Source organism: Hymenobacter profundi (genome assembly GCF_019334315.1).
In the GTDB taxonomy this organism is placed as follows: Bacteria; Bacteroidota; Bacteroidia; order Cytophagales; family Hymenobacteraceae; genus Hymenobacter; species Hymenobacter profundi.
This window is the reverse complement of record NZ_JAHWGL010000056.1, coordinates 12,505-32,281: the sequence shown is the minus strand read 5'-3', so window position 1 is coordinate 32,281 and position 19,777 is coordinate 12,505. Positions and strand designations below refer to the sequence as shown.

The 19,777-nt window shown below is 57.1% G+C and carries 14 protein-coding genes; 7 read left to right on the top strand and 7 right to left on the bottom strand.

The features are described from left to right. Positions 1-246: 246 nt before the first annotated feature. From KYK14_RS13520 to KYK14_RS13500, 5 genes are all read left to right on the top strand, one after another. On the top strand, positions 247-1,809 hold the full coding sequence (locus KYK14_RS13520) for a RagB/SusD family nutrient uptake outer membrane protein (protein ID WP_219159512.1): 1,563 nt from the start codon (positions 247-249) through the stop codon (positions 1,807-1,809). 118 nt (positions 1,810-1,927) lie between these two features. Next, positions 1,928-2,758, top strand: a complete 831-nt coding sequence (locus KYK14_RS13515; RefSeq protein ID WP_219159510.1) for a PI-PLC domain-containing protein — start codon at positions 1,928-1,930, stop codon at positions 2,756-2,758. Between the two features lie 127 nt (positions 2,759-2,885). Further along, on the top strand, positions 2,886-4,025 hold the full coding sequence (locus KYK14_RS13510; protein ID WP_219159508.1) for an alkaline phosphatase: 1,140 nt from the start codon (positions 2,886-2,888) through the stop codon (positions 4,023-4,025). A 222-nt stretch (positions 4,026-4,247) separates the two neighbouring features. Next, on the top strand, positions 4,248-5,210 hold the full coding sequence (locus KYK14_RS13505) for a phosphatidylinositol-specific phospholipase C (protein ID WP_219159506.1): 963 nt from the start codon (positions 4,248-4,250) through the stop codon (positions 5,208-5,210). Positions 5,211-5,329: 119 nt separating this feature from the next. After that, on the top strand, positions 5,330-5,551 hold the full coding sequence (locus tag KYK14_RS13500; RefSeq protein ID WP_185282991.1) for a hypothetical protein: 222 nt from the start codon (positions 5,330-5,332) through the stop codon (positions 5,549-5,551). 24 nt (positions 5,552-5,575) lie between these two features. Here the strand turns inward: KYK14_RS13500 and KYK14_RS13495 are convergent, their stop codons facing one another. Then, positions 5,576-6,904: a trypsin-like peptidase domain-containing protein gene (locus KYK14_RS13495; protein ID WP_219159504.1), complete on the bottom strand. Its 1,329-nt coding sequence runs from the start codon at positions 6,902-6,904 to the stop codon at positions 5,576-5,578. Between the two features lie 855 nt (positions 6,905-7,759). On the opposite strand from KYK14_RS13495, the gene KYK14_RS13490 reads away from it, so the two are divergent. Together KYK14_RS13490 and KYK14_RS13485 are read left to right on the top strand one after the other, a co-directional pair. Continuing rightward, complete coding sequence (locus tag KYK14_RS13490; protein ID WP_185282989.1) at positions 7,760-9,154, top strand: undecaprenyl-phosphate glucose phosphotransferase; 1,395 nt, start codon at positions 7,760-7,762, stop codon at positions 9,152-9,154. 24 nt (positions 9,155-9,178) lie between these two features. Continuing rightward, a complete protein-coding gene (locus tag KYK14_RS13485) occupies positions 9,179-9,925 on the top strand; it encodes a WecB/TagA/CpsF family glycosyltransferase (protein WP_219159502.1) in 747 nt (248 codons plus the stop codon). 84 nt (positions 9,926-10,009) lie between these two features. On the opposite strand, the gene KYK14_RS22485 is transcribed toward KYK14_RS13485, so the two are convergent. The 6 genes from KYK14_RS22485 to KYK14_RS13455 form a co-directional block, all read right to left on the bottom strand. Next, positions 10,010-13,147 (bottom strand): T9SS type A sorting domain-containing protein, encoded by a 3,138-nt coding sequence (locus KYK14_RS22485; RefSeq protein ID WP_219159500.1) that lies wholly within the window; start codon positions 13,145-13,147, stop codon positions 10,010-10,012. Positions 13,148-14,016: 869 nt separating this feature from the next. Then, the gene (locus tag KYK14_RS13475) at positions 14,017-15,072 is read right to left on the bottom strand and encodes a hypothetical protein (protein ID WP_219159498.1); all 1,056 of its coding nucleotides are present in this window, start codon (positions 15,070-15,072) and stop codon (positions 14,017-14,019) included. A 231-nt stretch (positions 15,073-15,303) separates the two neighbouring features. Then, positions 15,304-16,143 carry a glycosyltransferase family 2 protein gene (locus KYK14_RS13470; RefSeq protein ID WP_185282985.1) on the bottom strand — a complete coding sequence of 280 codons (840 nt, stop codon included), beginning with the start codon at positions 16,141-16,143 and terminating at the stop codon, positions 15,304-15,306. A gap of 62 nt (positions 16,144-16,205) precedes the next feature. After that, the gene (locus KYK14_RS13465) at positions 16,206-17,459 is read right to left on the bottom strand and encodes a glycosyltransferase family 4 protein (RefSeq protein ID WP_219159496.1); all 1,254 of its coding nucleotides are present in this window, start codon (positions 17,457-17,459) and stop codon (positions 16,206-16,208) included. Further along, a complete protein-coding gene (locus tag KYK14_RS13460) occupies positions 17,456-18,493 on the bottom strand; it encodes a nucleotide-diphospho-sugar transferase (protein WP_219159494.1) in 1,038 nt (345 codons plus the stop codon). The genes KYK14_RS13465 and KYK14_RS13460 overlap by 4 nt, the downstream gene beginning before the upstream one ends. Positions 18,494-18,546: 53 nt before the next feature. Further along, entirely contained in the window at positions 18,547-19,755 is a 1,209-nt protein-coding gene (locus KYK14_RS13455; protein ID WP_219159492.1) for a glycosyltransferase family 4 protein, read from the bottom strand. Positions 19,756-19,777: the final 22 nt, after the last annotated feature.

The window sequence follows — 19,777 nt, the reverse complement described above, 5'->3', positions numbered from 1 at the left end:
TATTGGTTTGAATTTGGGGATTTAGTAGTCACCCCACCCCCCGGCCCCCGGCCCTCCGGGAGAGGGGAAGCCTGACGATTCGACTGTTAGCTGTTAGCTGTTGGCTAGTAGCTCTTGTTCAACGAAAAGCTAACCGCTAGCAGCCATCAGCTAACAGCTAAACCGTCTGGCTCCCCCTCTCTCGGAGGATTCCGCGCATCAAGCGGCGTGGGGCCGGGGGGTGGGGTCCACACCAGCACAACTTCCATGAAACGCACATACACTACCCTTCTCTTTGCCTCGCTCCTCCTAGGCGCCGCTACCAGCTGCCAGGACGAGTTCACCGACCTCACGCCCCAGGGCACTATCACGGACGCCAACTTCTGGAAAACCGACGCCGATGCTGTAGCCGCTTCCAACGCGCTGTACACCTACATGCGCGACGACGACATGTTTGGGCGCGGGTTTTTCTGGCTGATTAATGCCTCCGATGACATGGTGACCGGCCGCGTGCGGGCCACCGCCGCCAACGTGCGCAACTTCACAGCCACCGGCAACGAGGGCGACACCAACAAGATGTACGGCTACTCCTACCGGGTTATTCGCCGCTGCAACGAGATTCTGAAGAACGTGCCCGGCATGGCCATCAACGAGAGCCTGAAAAACCGGGTGCTGGGCGAGGCCTACTTCATGCGGGCCTTCACCTACTTCCACATTGCCACCCGCTACGGCGACCAGCGCGCCGGCGTGCCCATCGTGACGGTGGACAACATGGACCAGAACGAATTTCCGCGCCCGGCCAGCGTGGTAGAGAACTACCAGCTCATGGAGCAGGATTTCAAGAAAGCTGCCGAACTGCTGCCGCTGGTCACCGCGTATTCCGGCGCCGATTTGGGTAGGGCGCATAAGGACGCAGCCATGGCTTATCTCACCAAAACCTACGCTTTCTGGGCGCAGTACGACAAGAGCAAGTGGGCCGAAGCCGAGAAGGCTGCCGATGCCGTGGCCAACTCCGGCTCGGGTAGAGCGTTGCTGAACACCGGCCAGCCGCAGCAGGACTTCCACAGCGTGTTCACCATCCCGAACAACTGGTCCTCGGAGTACATTTGGTCGGTGGTGTCGGGCAAGCAGGATGGGAGCATTTTGCCGGGCGTGCTGCTCGAAAACAAGGGCTGGGGCCAGTACAACGGCTGGGGCTACTTTCAGCCTACCCTGGAGTTGTACCAGGAGTTTGAGGCCAACGACCCGCGCCTGAAAGCCACCATTCTCACCTTCGGCGACGAATTTACCTACCTAGGGGCTACCAAGCGCTACTCGTCCACCAACTCGCTCACGGGCTTCCAGTTCAACAAGTACATGCAGCCCTACGAAACGCCAGTGGCTGCCCACCTGAACGCCAACGGCGATAAGCCCACCACCGACCTGAACGTGCCGCTGATGCGCTACGCCGAGGTGCTGCTCTTGAAAGCCGAAGCCCAAATCATGCAGGGCAAAAGCGGCGACGCGGCCCTGAACGCCGTGCGTAGCCGTGCTGGCCTTACCCCCAAAACCGGCGCTACCCTCGCCGACCTCAAGCACGAGCGGCGCGTGGAGCTGGCCGGCGAGTTTGCCGACCGCCACGCCGACCTCGTGCGCTGGGGCGACGCCCAGGCCGCCTACGCCAAGCCCCAGCATGGCCGCCAGTACGCCGACCAATCCAATCCTGCTTCCACTTATAAGGTGGTAGAAGTGTGGCCCGCCCGCACTTTCAACCCCGCCATCCACCACGTGTGGCCCATCCCCCCTACTGACCTTGCCAACTCAAAGATTGCGCAGAATCAGGGGTGGTAGATACCCAAACGTTGTAGAGTCGATTGATGTAGAGATGCATACTTGCGTCTCGTCGTTGAACGTCACCGCTCAGATCGTTCAACGGCGAGACGCAAGTATGCATCTCTACATCGTTCTTATGCAGTACATGATAAAAACCATTGCCTCCGCCAGCCTAAGCCTGCTGTTCGCCACCGCCGTCCACGCCCAAACGCCGCGCTTTCAACCCGCGCCACCACTGGAGCAGGGCCATTCTCACAACGACTACTGGCGCCCGCACCCACTATTTGATGCCTTGCAAATAGGCTTTAAGAGCGTGGAAGCCGATGTATTCCTGATTGACAGCACCTTGCAGGTAGGCCACGAGCGCGCCGCTCTGCGCCCCGACCGGACCCTGCAAAGCCTCTACCTCGACCCGTTGCGCCAGCTCAGCGGCCAGCACTATATAAAGCCCGCCGAGTTGTGGCTATACGTTGATATCAAGAACGATGGTCCCGCTACCTACGCCCAGCTGCAACAGGTACTCAGCCGCTACCGCGCATTGCTCTCGACACCACAGCAGCCCCGCCCCGGCGGCGTGCGTGTCATCCTGACGGGCGACTACCCCCGCCAACAGGTTCTCGCCGACTCCAACCGGCTGGTGTTCCTCGACGGCCAGCTCACCGACTTACAGCCTGACCTCGCCGCCGCCATTCCCGCCGTTAACGGCAACTGGAAGAAAACCTTCCGTTGGGATGGGGTAGGAAAGATACCCGCCGCCGAAGTGGCCCGCCTACGTCAACTCAACGACCAGGCCGTGCGCACTGGCCAGAAAGTACGATTCTGGGATTTGCCCGCCGCTACGGCTGCACAACGTCAGGCCGTGTGGCGGGAGTTGCTGCGCTACCCCGCCCTTCTCGTCGGTGCCGATGAGCTGACGGAGCTAAAGGAAGTCATTGACGCGCAACGCGGCTCCGCTCCGTACAAGTAGTATCTTTTGTACCCTTCCTCTCCAGCTTGCCATGATTTCTTCACGCTACCTCCTACTGCTTAGCAGTAGTCTGTCCCTGTGTGCTTGCGGATCTTCTCAGTCACAGTCGCCGCCGTCCCGCATTGCCGTGATTGAAGCTATCAAGCACCTGCCTGCCCAAGTTTCGAAGGCTGATGAGCCGTTGTATAAGCGCGAGTATCAGTCGCCTGGCGCCTACCCTGTGCCAGACCTGGTGCCCTATGCTGGTCCGCGCAAGCCCATTAAGAACATCATTCTGATGATTGGCGACGGCATGGGACCGGCGCAGGTTACGGGCGGGCTGCTAGCCAACCACGGCCGCTTATTTATGCAGCAGGCGCAGGCCACGGGTTTTAGCATCACCCAAAACCAGTACGGCAAGATTACTGACTCGGCAGCCAGCGCTACAGCTATGGCTACTGGCCACAAAACCTACAACGCTGCCATTGGCGTGGACTCGCTGGGGCACAAGTTCCGCTCTATTATGTGGGATGCGCGGGAGCACGGCAAATCCACCGGCATAGTAGTGGCTTGCGAGCTGACCGACGCTACCCCCGCCTGCTTCGCCGTGACGCATCCCAACCGCAACGACCAGGAAGCCATTGCTGCCAAGTACCTTTCAGCTCCTATCGACTTCATGTACGCCGGCGGCCTGCGCTACTTCACCCAGCGCCAGGACCACGCCGATTTGCTACCGCAGTGGCGCCAAAAAGGCTATCAGGTAGTCACCAAACCTAGCGACATAGCTACCATCACCGGCCCCAAAGCCGTGGCCCTGCTTGCTGAAAATGGCCCACCCGCTGTGGCCGAACGCACCGCCGCCTACATCAACCAAGGCGTGGACAAGGCACTGGAGGTGCTCAGCAAAAACAAAAACGGCTTTTTTCTGATGATTGAAGGCTCGCAGATCGACGACGCCGGTCACTTCAACAACGCTACCCAAAACGTGCAAGAAGTACTGGACTTCGACCAGCAGGTAGGCAAGGCGTTCCGGTTTGCGGCCGCCAACGGCGAAACCCTCGTCATTGTGACGGCCGACCATGAAACCGGCGGCTATAGCATTGTAGGCGGCAGTTCAGCGAGCGGCAAGATAGCGGCCAATTTTGCTACCAATAAACACTCTGCCGTGATGGTCCCCGTGTTTGCTTATGGAGTAGGAAGCGAGTTATTCACGGGTATGTATGAGAACACCGAAATTTATTATCGAATTAAAAAAGCACTAGGCTGGAATACGGTTGAAAATAATTGATTTCGAACTTATTCAAAAAATCTGTTTAGAAATAGTTAAAACGCCATCTGATCTTGTCGAAGCATGGCGTTTTAACTATTTCTAAACAGATTTTTTATTTATCAAATTATGATGATTCTCAAGAATATTTATTGTTTAAATAATATAAAAGACAATAGAGTAAGGATAGTAAACTAGATATTTGCTCAAGCTCTATTCTATTCACCTTTCAAGCGCTTGAGCATGAAACGTTCCTTACCCTTCCTTTCCGCCATTGCCGCCACGCTGTCGTTGGCTTCTTGCGACAAGCAGGAAATTATGGCCCCTGCTGCCGGACCCGGCGCCACTGCTACTACCCAGCCAGCCGTGGCCTACTCCTTAAATAACTGGATGGGAGCCGTTGACGCTAACCTGTCTCTGTCGCAATTGAGCATTCCTGGCACCCACGACTCGGGGGCACGGTTTGAGCCGATTTCTGGTACGGCTAAATGCCAGACCTTGACCATCGGGGAGCAGCTCACGGCTGGGGTACGCTTCCTCGACATCCGCTGCCGCCACATCGACAACAGCTTTGCCATTCATCACGGTGCTGTGTACCAAAACCTGAACTTCGATGATGTGCGTGCGGCCTGCCTGGCCTTTTTGCAGGCCAACCCCACGGAGTGTATCATCATGTCAATCAAGGAGGAACACACGCCCAGCAACAATACCCGCACCTTCGAGCAGACGCTGAACACCTACCTGCAACAGAACCCCGACAAGTGGTACCTGAGCGCTACCGTGCCCACGCTAGGACAAGTGCGCGGTAAGATTGTGCTGCTCCGTCGCTTCTCTGCTACTACCAGCCCAAAGGGCATCGACGCTACCGCCTGGGCTGATAATACCACCTTCAGCATCAACACGACGCAGGCGCAGCTGAGGGTACAAGACCAGTATAAAGTACCCGACAACGCCGCCAAGTGGACGGCTATGACGACCCTGCTTAACGAGGCCAAGGCCGCGGCGCCTGGCCGTCTCTACCTCAACTATGCCAGCGGCTACAAGCCCGGCTTGTTTGGCATTCCCAACATCAACACGGTGGCCAACGATATCAACCCGCGCGTTTCCACCTTTTTCAGTGCACAAACTACCGGGCACTTCGGCATTATCCCAATGGATTTCACAGAGGCCAGCCGAAATAATTTAATTGTTAAGACCAATTTCTAACAGAATTTTAAAAGCACGTTACGTGTATTAGAATATATACACGTAACATGCTTTGTTATTTCATTATCACAAAATCAATTAATTATTAATTAACGATTCACTAACAAAATAAAAAAGTCATGCAAAATATTTTGTTTCCTTCCTGCCCGCTCACGACAACAGATAAGCCCGCGCCGCTTTCTGCGCCGCCGCAGCCTACTACCATACGTCGCCTCCTGAGCATTTCTATGGCACTACAGCTAAGTGGAGCGCCTGCCCCTACCGCTGCCACCCGAATTTTGCTGGCCCGCTACGTGGCCGGCCACCTCTCCCTCACCGACATCTTGCCTGAGCTCTGGTAGAGTGGTCCGGCCACGCCTGTTAGCCTATGTACCGAGTGAGAAGTCGAATACCACCCGGGAGCCATCGGGCGCAATGGCCAGCACCTGAATGATGCCGTTTTGGGCGGAGAGCAAGGCCCGATCTATATCCTGGGGGCTGTCAACGGTTTTGCCGTTGATGAAGGCAATGATAGTACCGCTGGGAATCCCTACCTGGTCGAAGAAACCGCCCCGCCGGACTTCCCTTACCAACACACCTGCCTGTAGGTTCAGTTGCTGCTTTATAGCATCGGGCACGGGGGCGAAACTGGCCCCGAGCTTGTTGTAGATTTTTTCCAGATCGGCGTTGCCCCTGGCCGTAGCGGTGGCTTCTTCGCCTTTGAGCGTGGCCGAGGTAGTGCGGCGCTGCTTGTCGCGCAGATACGTGAGCTTCACCACATCGCCGGGCCGGTGCCGGGCAATCCTTTCCGAAAACTCAGCCGACGAATTCAGCTGCACACCGTCGATGCTCTGGATAACGTCGCCTTCCTGCAAGCCGGCCGCAGCCGCCGCGCTGTTGTCGAGCACTCCTGTTATATAGACACCCTTCACCACGCCCGGTTGAAGCCCCTGCTGGAGCAAATACTGCGCTTCGACGGCCGGCGCCGGGAACGACACGCCCAGTAAGCCCCGCTTCACGGTACCGTACTTGCGCAAATCACCCAGAATTTTGCGGGCCAGGTTCACGGGGATGGCAAACGCGTAGCCGGCGTAGCTGCCCGTTTGCGAGGCAATAGCCGAGTTGATGCCAATCAGCTCGCCATCGGTATTTACCAGCGCACCGCCACTGTTTCCAGGGTTGATAGCCGCATCGGTCTGAATAAATGACTCGATGCCGGTGTTGCCGGAGGGTGCCGCGTAACCGTTCTGGCTGGGCCGATTGATGATGCCGATGCTGCGGGCCTTGGCACTCACAATGCCAGCCGTAACCGTGGTGTTCAGGGAAAACGGATATCCTACGGCCACTACCCACTCCCCTACCTGCACGTTGTCGGAGTTGCCTAGCCGGATGCTTGGCAGGCTGTCGGCCTCTATTTTGAGTAGGGCCAGGTCGGTGTTCGGGTCGCGGCCAATTAGCTTGGCCGGGAACTGCCGGTTGTCGGGCAACACCACTTCAATCTGCGAGGCGTTTTCTACCACGTGGTTATTGGTGGCAATGTAGCCGTTGCCGGTAATCAACACCCCCGAGCCGGACGCCATAGCTGGCCCACGCCCCGAGGGTGCACCGTAGCCCTGTCCAACCCCGGTGGAATAGCTACCGGAACCTTCGTAAGTAGTTTTGATGTGGACTACCGCCGGCGTGGCGGCCTTGGAAGCCTTTACGAAGTTACCCATGCCGCCGGAGGTTGCACTGGCAGGGGTGTCGTCTGATGTGGGAGTGGTTCTTACGGTATCGTCTGCAAAAAACGCGGTGGTGTTGCGCTCGTTGGTATCCCTGCTCTCCTCCTGGTCTTGTCTGTTGGTGCAGCTTACAGCTGCTAATTGCGCCAGGTAGAGGCTACTAAGAAGTAAAATAGTCGCTGATTTTCTCATGAAATTGGTGCTGTGTATAGCCCTGAAACCTCCTGTCTGACTCGAGTGCCAAGCAAGAGCTACCCATACCTGAGATAGAGGCTAACCATCTAAACGCAATTTTCTCTATATAGGGTGCGTCTGTTAGATAAGGCAGGGAAGCACTATTCAGCATAGGTGAACAGCTTACAATTATCTTTTTCAACTATAAAGTACAGTCTACCAACATAACAGAGCCAGAAGAAACGGGTTCGGGAGATACGTACTATAACTCCCTGTGTATAAGCATACAAACCTTTATACAAGAAGTCACTATTCTAAGGAGGCCTCTACTTAATAAAGCGTAAATAGACGAATAATGAATATTATTATAATACAATTACAACTTGATTTATAGATAGTTAGAAGCACTTAAATGTTATCCTTATATAAAGTAGCCTATTTTTTCTCTAGTTCCTGCAACCTATTAGAACTAATCAAGTATATGGACACAGATGTTGAATCAATATGATTTATCACAGATACTATTCTAAAGTCAAATATAATAGTCATATTTTTTAACAAATAAACTATATTTGCCTCAGTATTAGTGATTCATCATTAACAGTACTACTTCCGACCTTTCCTTAGTCCATACCACCCAGGATTGCTTCAGTCGCCAACCTTTCATTTTGATGTATGGAACGTTACACTTACTACAGTAACTCACAAAGGCTCATTTTACCCATCGTTGACAGCCTGATTATTTTCGGGGTTTTTCGCTTGACGGCGCACCAACTGCTAGGCACCTGGCAGTTCGACGGGTACTACTCGCTGTTTTTTGCGGTGTTTGCCCTGCTCTGGTGGATTATCTCGGGTCAGTACGCTAATATCTACCGCGTCGACCGGCTGATTTCTTACCCGGAGAAGCTGCGCAACCTGCTACTGGCCTTCATGATTCATGCCGCCGTGCTGATGTCCGGCGCTCTGGTTTTGAAGGTATACTGGCTGCCTATGTCCTACCTGATGGCCATGTATGGCGCTATGATGGTGGGTATTGTAGCAGGTCGTTTCCTGCTAGCCTTCCTACGTCGCACTTACCAGCAGCACTTTGCCCGCCCGCACAGCCGCTTCGTTATTGCGGGCACTAGCAGCAGCGCCCGGCAGCTTCAAGAGTTTTTGACCGTGCACGACCCGGTAGGCAACCAGTTCATGGGCTTCTTTACCGACGATACTGTGCCCCAGGGTATGGAGCACATGATGCGCGGCGGCGTTGATAACCTGAAGGACTTTTGCAAGCAGAATCAGATTGACGAAATCTACTTTGCTATGCCACTGGACCAGCACGACCTGATCCAGGACCTCTCGGGCTTTGCCGACGACCACTTCATTTCTTTCCGCATTATTCCTGACTTCCAGGGCACCATGCGGCAGGACATCAACGTGTACTACTACAACCACCTGCCTATTCTGACCGTGCGTCAGCATCCACTGGGCTTCCGGCCCAACCAGTTGATGAAGCGTGCCTTTGATATTGCCTTCTCGGGTGCGGTTATCTTGCTTGCTTTCCCGATCATCATGCCTATCCTGGCGCTGATCATTAAGCTGGATTCGAAAGGCCCTGTGTTTTTCAAGCAGATGCGTCCCGGCAAGCGGAACCAGCTATTCCCATGCTACAAGCTGCGCACCATGCGCACGGATATGGTAGTGGAGCTACAGGCAACGAAAGGTGATGCTCGTATCACCCGTGTAGGTCAGTTCTTGCGCAAGACCAGTCTCGACGAGCTGCCACAGTTCTTCAACGTACTGTTGGGCCACATGTCGGTGGTAGGACCACGCCCTAACATGGTGTCGCAGCTGGAAGAATACTCCAAGCAGATTCGCACGTATCCGATGCGCCACACCGTAACGCCGGGTATTACGGGCTACGCTCAGGTAAACGGTTACCGCGGCGAGACCCGCGCCGATGGCGCTATGGAGAAGCGCGTGGAGTACGACCTGAAGTACGTAGAGAACTGGTCGTTCCTACTCGATCTGAAAATCATTGGTAAGACGGTTTGGAACATGGTACACGGCGAAGAAAACGCCTACTAGATTTCCTGCGCCTCCTGCTTTCGTATGTTACCCAAACGTCTTGTTTTAAATTCCGGCATCTCCACGGGCACTTTCCCAGAGTTTGTCGATACCATTCTGCAATTGGGCGCGGCCCGCACCTCGGCCTACGTATGTTGCGCTAATGTGCACATGCTGGTAGAAGCCCACCGCGACGCTGAGTTTCGCCAAGTACTAGCCGATGCCGATGTGGTAACGCCCGATGGCAGCCCCGTAGCCGGGGCCGTAGGGTGGTTCCACGGCAAGCGCCAGGAGCGCGTGGCTGGTATGGACCTCACTCCTGCCCTACTAGCCGAAGCTGAACGTCGTGGGCAATCGGTATACTTCTATGGTACTACGGATGCCGTCCTAGCTAAAATCAGGGAGCGGATTGAGCGTGAGCTGCCTAATCTGCGCATTGCGGGTATGGTGTCTCCTCCCTTCCGCAAGCTGACGCCAGAAGAAGAAGAAGCGCACGTAGCTGCCATCAACAAAGCTGACCCCGACCTGCTCTTTGTAGCCTTAGGTTGCCCGCGCCAGGAAAAATGGATGGCCGCCCACCGGGGCCGTATCAAAGCCTGCATGCTGGGGGTAGGACAAGCCTTCCTGACCTACGCTGGCCTGGAGCAACGCCTGCCCGCCTGGGCACGGCGCTTGTGGCTGGAATGGGCCTACCGCCTGTGGCTGGAGCCGCGCCGCCTGTGGCGCCGCTACTTGGTTACCAACTCACACTTCATCTACCTGATAGCCCGCAAGGCACTAGCCCGTAGCTAGATAATAGGTATATCTACCTCTCTAAGTAGACACAAAAAAAGGTCGTCCGTTTGGACGACCTTTTTTTGTATAGCTATTGGTTGATTAGCGGCTAATCACCAAGCGCTTGGTGTAGTTGTGCCCAGGGCCGGCCACACGCAACACGTAGTTACCAATTGGCAGGTTTGCCGTAGACAGTGGCAAGTAGTTACTGCCACTCACCACCGACTGCACATAGTGTGCTATTTCCTGACCTTGCAAGTTGAATATGCTGATGGTGACACTACCTGCTTGCTCGAAGGGAGCTGCAATGGTCGTCTGCACGTTGGCTGGATTCGGGAAGACGCTGAATTCCGTTACGCTTGCGGCAACATTGCTTTCGGCACCCGTAACGGATAGTCCCGAGACGGTGCTGTTGCTGCTGCTTACGGCGCTAAAGCTGTTCTGTACGCGTACCAACTCCACATCGTCAAAGTAGAGCCACTGCCCGCCGGCACCGGCCTTCGAATACACGCCTACCTCGCACTGCCCGTTTGTAACTTGAATGCCGCTTATTTCTATCTGCGTCCAGTTGTTGTTAGCACCGATATTAGCCGTGCGCGCGGCCCCGCCGTAGTTCCGGGCCTGTAGCTGTACAGTGTTCTGCCCGCCGCTGCACTTGGCCCATACCCGCAAGGTATAGGTACCGTCGGCTAGTCCACTCACCATCTGGTAAGTATACACCTCGTAGGCCTCGGGCCGGTAGTGTGTGGCGTGGTACAGCCCCGAGTGTGCCCCCGGATAGATTTCTGTGTAGTCGGCGTTGTCGCTGCTGCCGTTGCCAGGCGTCGTGCTCCAGCGGCTAGGGGTTTGGGTAGGGAATAAGTTGTCATCGAAGCTTGCGTTCAGGACAGTGTTGCTACCTTCGCTGGTGCCACCACTGGTCTGCGCTACGAATTCCACGTCGTCGAAGTAGATCCACTGCCCACCGCCATCAGCGTTAGAGTAGAAGGCAATCTCGCACTCGCCTTTGCTGACGGTGATGTCCTTTATCTCGACCTGCGTCCAGTTGCCGCTCACTCCGCCATTGGTGGCCCCAATGCTGGCCGTGCGCTGGCTGCCGCCGTAGTTCTTCACCAGCATTTGTGCTGCGTTCTGTCCGCCGCCGCCTTTCACCCAAGCGCGCAGTGTGTACTGGCCCGCGGGCAGGTTGCGCAGGACTTGGTAGGTGTAGACCTCGTAGCTACCCGGCCGGTAGTGCGTGCCGTGGTAGGTGCCCGTGCGGGCCGTGGGGTAGGTCTCGGTGTAGGAGGCGTTTGTGCCCGTGCCGTTCCCGGTCCACGTCTGCCAACCCGTAGGCGACTCTGTGCCCCGGCCATCGGCGTCGAAGCTCGGGTTCACCACGTAGTTGCTACCCGTAGACGGCGCCGGCGCGCTTGGTGTAGGTAGTACCACTGTGCCCACTACCGTAACTGTTACGGCGCTGGAAGTAGTAGTAGCCCCGTCATCGTCCGTTGCTACGGCCGTCAACGACAGCGTACCAATGCCAACTGGCTTCCAGCTAAGCTGATAAGGCGCTGATGTCTTCTCTCCTATCTTAGTGGTGCCACTATAGAATTCTACCTTTCTAATAGAGCCGTCCGAGTCGCCGGTGTTGGCCATTAGCGTTAGAGAATTGCCGAGCGTCAGGTTGTTGACTGTAGCGCTCAGGCCTACTTTTGGAGACGAGTTGGGTACTGCAGGTGTACCAGATTGTGCCACAAACTCCACGTCGTCGAAGTAGATCCACTGCCCACCGCCACCGGCGTTGGAATAGAAGCCAATCTCGCACTCGCCTTTGCTGACGGTGATGTCCTTTATCTCGACCTGTGTCCAGTTGCCGCTCACTCCGCCGTTGGTAGCCCCAACGTTGACCGTGCGCTGGCTGCCGCCATAGTTCATCACCCGCATTTGTGCTGCGTTCTGTCCGCCGGCCCCTTTCACCCAGGCGCGCAGTGTGTACTGGCCCGCGGGCAGGTTGCGCAGGGTCTGGTAGGTGTAGACCTCGTAGCTACCCGGCCGGTAGTGCGTGCCGTGGTAGGTGCCCGTGCGGGCCGTGGGGTAGGTCTCGGTGTAGGAGGCGTTTGTGCCCGTGCCGTTCCCGGTCCACGTCTGCCAGCCCGTGGGCGACTCTGTGCCCCGGCCATCGGCGTCGAAGCTCGGGTTCACTACGTAGTTGCTACCCGTCGATGGTGCTGGTACACTCGGCGTGGTATCTTCATCCCCATCCTCGGGTCCGACGGTGATGTTGCGTTGCTGTAGCTTTTGCTGCCAGCGCACGTCCTCGCCCCGCTCCGTGTCCACCGTCACCGGGTTGGGCAAGGCCTCCACCGCGCAGCTCGCGCACGCCCCCGGGCTCACGTCCTGCCGGCCGTTCTGCCCCCCCTTGCTCATGTACCCCACCACCGTGCGCTCCACCCGGTTGTTGAAGAACACGTTGCCCGGCAGCTTGTAGTAGTTGAAGATCGAGGTGCCCGCCCACGTGCTCGGCAAACGCGTGCCGTCCGCGAGCATCCCGCTGGTCACCAGCCGGTTGTCGTGGTAGTAGATGTCGTGGCCCGCGGCAATGTTCATGGCCGCGTTGCACGTGCTCACGAACTGGTTCTCGTAGGCCTCCACAAACGCCGTCACCTCCGCCGCATTCCCGTTGCCGTCCGTGGTCATGCCCGTGCCCGTGTAGCCCGTGCCCGTGGCCGGAAACGGGTAGGCCCCGAACACGAAGTTGTTGTGCACCCGGATCGGGCTGCCGCTCGTGCCCGAGCTGGCGTACAGGTTGATGTTGTCCTCCACCAGGCTCTGGTTGGCCGTGTTGCGCACCTCGTTGTAGCTGATCTCCACCCCGGGCAGGCTGCGCACCGTGTTCAGGATCACAAAGCTGGCGCGCGTGCTGCCTTGGTTGCCGCGCCAGCGCCCGTCGATGTTGCGCGCTTGGTTGTAGCGCACCAGCAAGGGCTGGCCCACCCCGGCCACGCCCCCACTCGTGCTCCAGCGGTCGATGTTCAGCCCGCTGGTCTGCTCGAAGTAGTTGTGCTCGATCCACAGGCGGCGCGCCCGGTAGCTGTTCACGAAGCGGCCCCGCCCCACGCCCGTGCGGCTGGGCTCCAGGCCGTAGCCGCGGCAGTTGCGCACGATCAGGTTCGCCCCTTCGCCCGAGACGATCAAATCGCCCGCCCCGGCCAGCGTGCAGTTCACCAGCTGCACGGGCTCCGTGGTGGCGATGCGCACGCACGGCACTGAGCTGTCCAGGCTCCGATATGACCCACTATATACCCCGCCCTTCGTGATTGTAATAGGACTGCTATAAGTTATATTCGGAGCTTGTGCTTGCGCTACCATTGGTAGCAACATCACATATACGACGATTACAAGTCCCAGCGATAGTAGCTGATTGTACCAGCTCTTAGAGCTTCTTTTTTTGGCAGAGAAAGTAAGTTGCTTTCGCATCTGTCAAGTATAAAGTTCAACAAGCGTAGAATCCCAAATAAATCCTATTATTTAGCCCCTACAATTGTAAAGATAGTGCTGAAGATGATATTTGTATAAATCCTGAACATAGCAATAGATATATGTTGTAGCATTTTTAACGTCTACTCAACTAAGTATTTCACGCATAATAATTCCTTAATCGAAGCGGGTTATATATAAATAAAAGTAAATATTCAAAAGAGCATTTATCTATGAAAACGGCCAAATAGGTGATGTTGACGCGGTAAGTCGCATCTTTTTCTCTCTATTGGAACTTAATCCAATTAATAAAAAACCAGTAAAATCTAAAATTTAATTGTATTATTTCTTGCTGACTCAACAATAAAATTCGGCGCAATTAGCAATATTATTCGTCTAATTCGTCACGACAAATGACCAAATTTTATTACTAACTATTTTACTCGTTAAATCGTAGCAGCCTCTTGTTTCAGTAGTTGATATGCGCAAATACGAATACAACAGTTTGCAGCAAGCACGGTAATTTATTATCCGTTACGATGTTCTCTAAATTGAGCAATGACTGCAATTGTGCCGTTGTCTTCGGATGGTGAAAGACAGTCGATCTATCCTTATTACAGTGTAGCTAGCAAACCTTTACGTCCGTTGCGCTATTCTCTGGGCGATGCAAGTGTATTACTAGGCACCTGTTTCTTGCTTTTTTCGCTTGCCTCGGGTCCGACGGTGATGTTGCGTTGCTGTAGCTTTTGCTGCCAGCGCACGTCCTCGCCCCGCTCCGTGTCCACCGTCACCGGGTTGGGCAAGGCCTCCACCGCGCAGCTCGCGCACGCCCCCGGGCTCACGTCCTGCCGGCCGTTCTGCCCCCCCTTGCTCATGTACCCCACCACCGTGCGCTCCACCCGGTTGTTGAAGAACACGTTGCCCGGCAGCTTGTAGTAGTTGAAGATCGAGGTGCCCGCCCACGTGCTCGGCAAACGCGTGCCGTCCGCGAGCATCCCGCTGGTCACCAGCCGGTTGTCGTGGTAGTAGATGTCGTGGCCCGCGGCAATGTTCATGGCCGCGTTGCACGTGCTCACGAACTGGTTCTCGTAGGCCTCCACAAACGCCGTCACCTCCGCCGCATTCCCGTTGCCGTCCGTGGTCATGCCCGTGCCCGTGTAGCCCGTGCCCGTGGCCGGAAACGGGTAGGCCCCGAACACGAAGTTGTTGTGCACCCGGATCGGGCTGCCGCTCGTGCCCGAGCTGGCGTACAGGTTGATGTTGTCCTCCACCAGGCTCTGGTTGGCCGTGTTGCGCACCTCGTTGTAGCTGATCTCCACCCCGGGCAGGCTGCGCACCGTGTTCAGGATCACAAAGCTGGCGCGCGTGCTGCCTTGGTTGCCGCGCCAGCGCCCGTCGATGTTGCGCGCTTGGTTGTAGCGCACCAGCAAGGGCTGGCCCACCCCGGCCACGCCCCCACTCGTGCTCCAGCGGTCGATGTTCAGCCCGCTGGTCTGCTCGAAGTAGTTGTGCTCGATCCACAGGCGGCGCGCCCGGTAGCTGTTCACGAAGCGGCCCCGCCCCACGCCCGTGCGGCTGGGCTCCAGGCCGTAGCCGCGGCAGTTGCGCACGATCAGGTTCGCCCCTTCGCCCGAGACGATCAAATCGCCCGCCCCGGCCAGCGTGCAGTTCACCAGCTGCACGGGCTCCGTGGTGGCGATGCGCACGCACGGCACTGAGCTGTCCAGGCTCCGATATGACCCACTATATACCCCGCCTTTGGTAATAACCAGTACGTTTTCCCGTCTGTCTTTCTGGGCCGAGCTTTGGCCGCACGCCAGCAACAGGCTACAGCTGACAGCAAGGCTCAAGAGATATTTCAAGCAGAGGTTGGGCACAAGGCAAGTGGGTAAGCAGGCCAAAAAAGAAGGGATGGTACTACCATCCCTCTACTCTCCCTAATGCAGGAAGTACCCCACTACCCGCCGGGCATAGCCGTTCAGCAGGAAGTACGGTAAGTAGGGCGCCGGGCAATTCTTCAGGGCAAAGTGGGTGAAGTTCACCATGTTGCCCCCACCCCGAATACCGAACAGATGTTGGTAGTAGCCTTTCAGACTGCGGTGTTTGCGGGTGAGCGTCTGGCCGCTTTCCTCAGGGTAGGTGCGTAGGGTAGCGTTGTAGTTGAGGTAGTTTGGGAAACCGTTGCGGCGGGCTACGCTGGTGTAGTCGAAGTCGGCTAGGTAGTGCGGCAGACGCTTTTCGTCGAACAGGCCGATTTTGTCGAACACAGCTTTTGGAATCAGCAGGCCGCGGCCGGGCAGGTAGGTAACTTCGTGCAAGCCGGTCCGCTGCTCGGGGGGTAGGACTTCGAGCAAGTCGCGGCGTGTGTTGCTGCGGAAGTTCAGGGTTTCGCCGCCGTAGATAGGCTCGCCGGTGGCGGCGTCTAGCTCCAGAGCGCCCAGCACCGCCTGCGGGTTGCGCTCGGCATCGAGCAGCATTTGCTCTACAAAACGCGGATCGGTCACCACATCGTTATTGAGGGTCATGACGCGGGTAGCACCCAACTCCAACGCCCGCCGAATGCCTAGGTTCACGCCTGCCGTCCAGAACAGGTTACCGTCGCCGGTTACTACTATCACTTCTGGAAACTCATCGGCCAGCATCTGGTCGGTGCCATCCGTCGAGCCATCGTCCACGACAATCGTGCGGAACGACTGGTTGGTTTGTGCCCGCAACGACAGCAGGCATTCGCGGGTAAATTCTTTGCGGTTGAAAACGGGTATGACGACGTAAAGCATTACAAAAAGGGTAGTGAGCTGAAGAGAACTAACTCTGCTTTGTGGGTTTGAGGCGACTTCAATCAGGTGTTTTTCAACACCGCCAATTGAGGTACTGCTTCTTCAATCAACTGCATGATGCGCTGACTACGGGCCGGCCAAATTTGCGTGCGGGCAAAAGCATAGCCGGCTTGTCCCATCGCGACGCGGCGCTCCGGGTGGTCGTAGCAATATTCTACGGCGCGGGCCAGAGCTGTTACGGTTTCGTCGGGCGTTGTTACCGACACCTTGATAGCAGCATCAGTGGGTATAAAATCGCGGGCACCCTGGTGGTTGAGCGTAATAATGGGTAGGCCCGCACCCATGGCTTCCAGGAACTGCGAGGCGAAGGAATCGCGCAGGCTGGCGAACATGAAAACATCGTGCGTCAGGAATACCTCCCGCACTTCGGCCCACGGCAGGCTGCCGCGCCAGGTTACACGCTCCGTAAGGCCCCGCTGCCGCAGCATTTCGGGTAACTCTGCTCCTACCGGTCCATCGCCTACGATGGTCAGGTGATACGGCACCCGCGCCGCCACCTTAGCCAGCGCATCGAGCACGAGGGGTAGGGCTTTTCGGTGAATCAAGCGTCCCAGCCACAGCAAACGTAGCTGAGCGGCTGGCTCGCGCACCGGAAATTGGGCGGGCAGAAAGGATTCTGGCAAGCCTGAATCCAGGAACAGTTCTACCCGCCGGGCACCTAGTGCCCGGACTTTCTCGGCGGTTTCATTATTTGTAGTCAGTACCAACGCCGCGTGCCGGATGCTCTGGCGCACGTTTCGGTCGCTGGCCATCAGCACCCGGCTGATGGTATTGCGCATGGTTTCCGATTTAAACCAGTCGGGAATGTAGGACTGGAATGAGCGAGGCGTTTGCTGCCCGCCACCCAATGGCCCGATAACTAAGGGTTTACCTACCCGCCACAGCCACGAAGCCATTTGCAGACTACCGTAAGTAGCGTGGTGTATCAGATCGAACCCAACCGTAGCTTCCAGCTTGCGCGCTGCGCGCCATGCCTGGTACTGCCACACCATGTAGTGTAGGTACACGCCAAACTGCCACCGATAGAGGTAGTCTACCCAGCTGGGCACGGCTACATACACGAAATGCAATCTGTCCCGGTTTTCCGGCGTGGAATGCTTTGCCAGGTACGCTTCTATATCAGCCCGCTCATCGGGACGGGTGAAGCACCATACCTCATGCCCATGCCGTAGCCACTCCTGCGTCCAGTGGTAGCCAATGCCATTTTCCCCACCCTTCGTGGGGTTGCAGGCATATGCTGAGAGCAGAACGTTCATGATGACAGGGTGTTTGCAGGAACGGCTTCCGGGGTAGGTGCCGCTGATTTTGCTTTGGGACTTTGCAAGCCCGAGGCCACGGGCTTCTGCCCGGCGAAAACCCGCCGCACGATGGCCGACAGGCGGCTGCGCAAAAACTCATTGAAGCGTTTCCGGTCGCGGGGCCGGTCCAGGCGCACGTAGGCGGGGTGCTGTAGCGGGAAGCGCAGCTCCTGGGCAGGTAGGGCGCCCATCATGTCGCCGTCGTCGTGGGTGTGGGTAGAGTTGTTGCCGAAGCCGATATTACCCACCAGATTCACGGCGGGCACAATGTATAGGCCTGAGTTCATGGCAATGGTATACTCCCACTGGTAGTCCCACACGTCGGGTGGCGAGGGTAGGGCCAGCACGCCGCGCATCTTGCCCAGGCGGTAGCGCTTTTCCAGCGCACTGCTGAATACACCATCAAAAGCGCCGCTGGCAACGGCCTCTCGGAAGCCCGACAAGTGGTAATCGTACATGTCCCAGGCACGACGCCAAGTGGCCCAGCCCCAACTGTTGCGCTGTTCCGAGAAGTAGTAGGAAGGCGCACCGGGTGCGAGCGGCTGTTGGGCCTCAGAGCCAAAGTTGTTGCCGCCAATGTGCATCACGCGGTTATCGTCGCGGTAGCGAACCAGCAGCTCCTGGCAAAACCGGAAGAAGCTGGGCGAGGGCACGCAGTCGTCTTCCAGAATAATGCCTTCCGTTTCATGGCTGAAAAACCAGGTGATGGCCGTGACGGGCCCTACCCCACAGTTCAGGTTTTTTTCCTGAAACAGCGTGAATACTTCGCAGGGCCAATCCACTTCCTCCACAATGGCGCGGGTTTCGGCGCAGCGCACGGCGTCGGTGGGGTGGTTGGGGCGCGGGCCGTCTGCGGCCACGTAGAGCCGGGTAGGCCGCGCCTGACGGATGGTATCAAATACACGCCGGGTCGTGTCGGGCCGGCTGAAAATCAGCAGCAGCACCGGTGTATCCAAAGCCGTATCAGCAGACGGAGTAGCAGAGGGGGTCATAGCAGAACAGGTAGCAGTAGCAGTCGTCTGAAACAGAGCGACGTCGGCAGTCTCTAAGCAGTGGCAGCCACAGCGGGTGCGGCAGCAGCCGTCGGCACCGAATCGCGCACGGCTTCGTACATCGCTATGGTGCGCTGGATGATGGTATCAGGATTATGCCGCTCCTGAGCTACGGCCTGGGCCTGAGTGACAATGCGCTGGCGCAGAGCCGGATCTTGGTAGAGGCGCAGGGTCTGGCGGGCCAGGCTGGCGGGCGTCAGGTCGCAGAGCAGGCCGGTTTCGCCTTCGGTAATCAGCGAGGCTACCCCACCCACGTCGGAAGCCACCACAGGCAGGCCCATCAGTTGGGCTTCACACACGCTATTGGGACTGTTATCGATGTAGGAAGGATGCAGCAGGCAGAACGACTCGCGGCACAGGCGGGCCAGGCCGGCTCCCGTCTGGAACGGGCGGCATTCCACATGCTCAGGGCCGATGTGCTGCAAGTTATATTGGGTGGCTACCGCAGCCACGTCGGCCGGCTCCAGGCGACCCACAATCACGAGGCGCAACTCGGGGGCTTGCTGGCGGATGAGGTCGAAGCCCATCAGCATTTCCTTGAAGCCTTTGATTTCCTGCTTACCCCCAACAAACAACGCCTGTGGCCGGGCGGGCTGCGGCGGCGCGGGCTTGTCGGCTTCCTCAAAAAACTCGGGCCGAATGGTCTCCCAGTTATGAAAGATGCGGGCGCCGGGGCTCAGGCGCTTGGTGTGGAACTTGTCCCAATCGGTGCGGCAGGAGAAGTTGTGCACCGTGGGCAGGTAGCGCTTTTCGTAGAAGCCCGCCAGCGTCCATAAAAACTTCAGCATCGAAAACTTCTTGGGCACTACGTTCGCGTATTCCGACACAATGCCCTGCACCGACAGCACCATGGGCGCAGGTAGGCCGGCCGTCATGGCGGGCAGTTGCAGCTCCGAGCCGTGCAGGTGCAGCACGTCATACTCCTTATAATGCTGGCGCAGGTACTTCTTCACAATGGCAATGCGCCATTGGTAGAGCGTCAGAATATCGGTGCGCACCTTGGGCACTTTCAGGTAGATGAAATGTATGCCGTCGCGGTCGAATTCATCCACGGGCTTGTCGATGCGGTGCGTCCAGTTCAGGATGGTTAGCTCCACACCGGGCTGCCGACGCAATAGTTCTGCCAGCGTGCCTACCCACGGAACGGGGTGCGCCGCGGGCTCAGAAGGGTGAGGGTAAGGGGCAAGCCAGAGAATCTTCATATCAAAACGAAATAATAGGCAG

Coding starts and splice junctions, on each gene's coding strand:
- KYK14_RS13460 (WP_219159494.1), bottom strand. CDS start 18,493: ATGACCCCCTCTGCTACTCCGTCTGCTGATACGGCTTTGGATACACCG.
- KYK14_RS13455 (WP_219159492.1), bottom strand. CDS start 19,755: ATGAAGATTCTCTGGCTTGCCCCTTACCCTCACCCTTCTGAGCCCGCG.
- KYK14_RS13495 (WP_219159504.1), bottom strand. CDS start 6,904: ATGGGTAACTTCGTAAAGGCTTCCAAGGCCGCCACGCCGGCGGTAGTC.
- KYK14_RS13505 (WP_219159506.1), top strand. CDS start 4,248: ATGAAACGTTCCTTACCCTTCCTTTCCGCCATTGCCGCCACGCTGTCG.
- KYK14_RS13490 (WP_185282989.1), top strand. CDS start 7,760: ATGGAACGTTACACTTACTACAGTAACTCACAAAGGCTCATTTTACCC.
- KYK14_RS13520 (WP_219159512.1), top strand. CDS start 247: ATGAAACGCACATACACTACCCTTCTCTTTGCCTCGCTCCTCCTAGGC.
- KYK14_RS13465 (WP_219159496.1), bottom strand. CDS start 17,459: ATGAACGTTCTGCTCTCAGCATATGCCTGCAACCCCACGAAGGGTGGG.
- KYK14_RS13515 (WP_219159510.1), top strand. CDS start 1,928: ATGCAGTACATGATAAAAACCATTGCCTCCGCCAGCCTAAGCCTGCTG.
- KYK14_RS13470 (WP_185282985.1), bottom strand. CDS start 16,143: ATGCTTTACGTCGTCATACCCGTTTTCAACCGCAAAGAATTTACCCGC.
- KYK14_RS13500 (WP_185282991.1), top strand. CDS start 5,330: ATGCAAAATATTTTGTTTCCTTCCTGCCCGCTCACGACAACAGATAAG.
- KYK14_RS13485 (WP_219159502.1), top strand. CDS start 9,179: ATGTTACCCAAACGTCTTGTTTTAAATTCCGGCATCTCCACGGGCACT.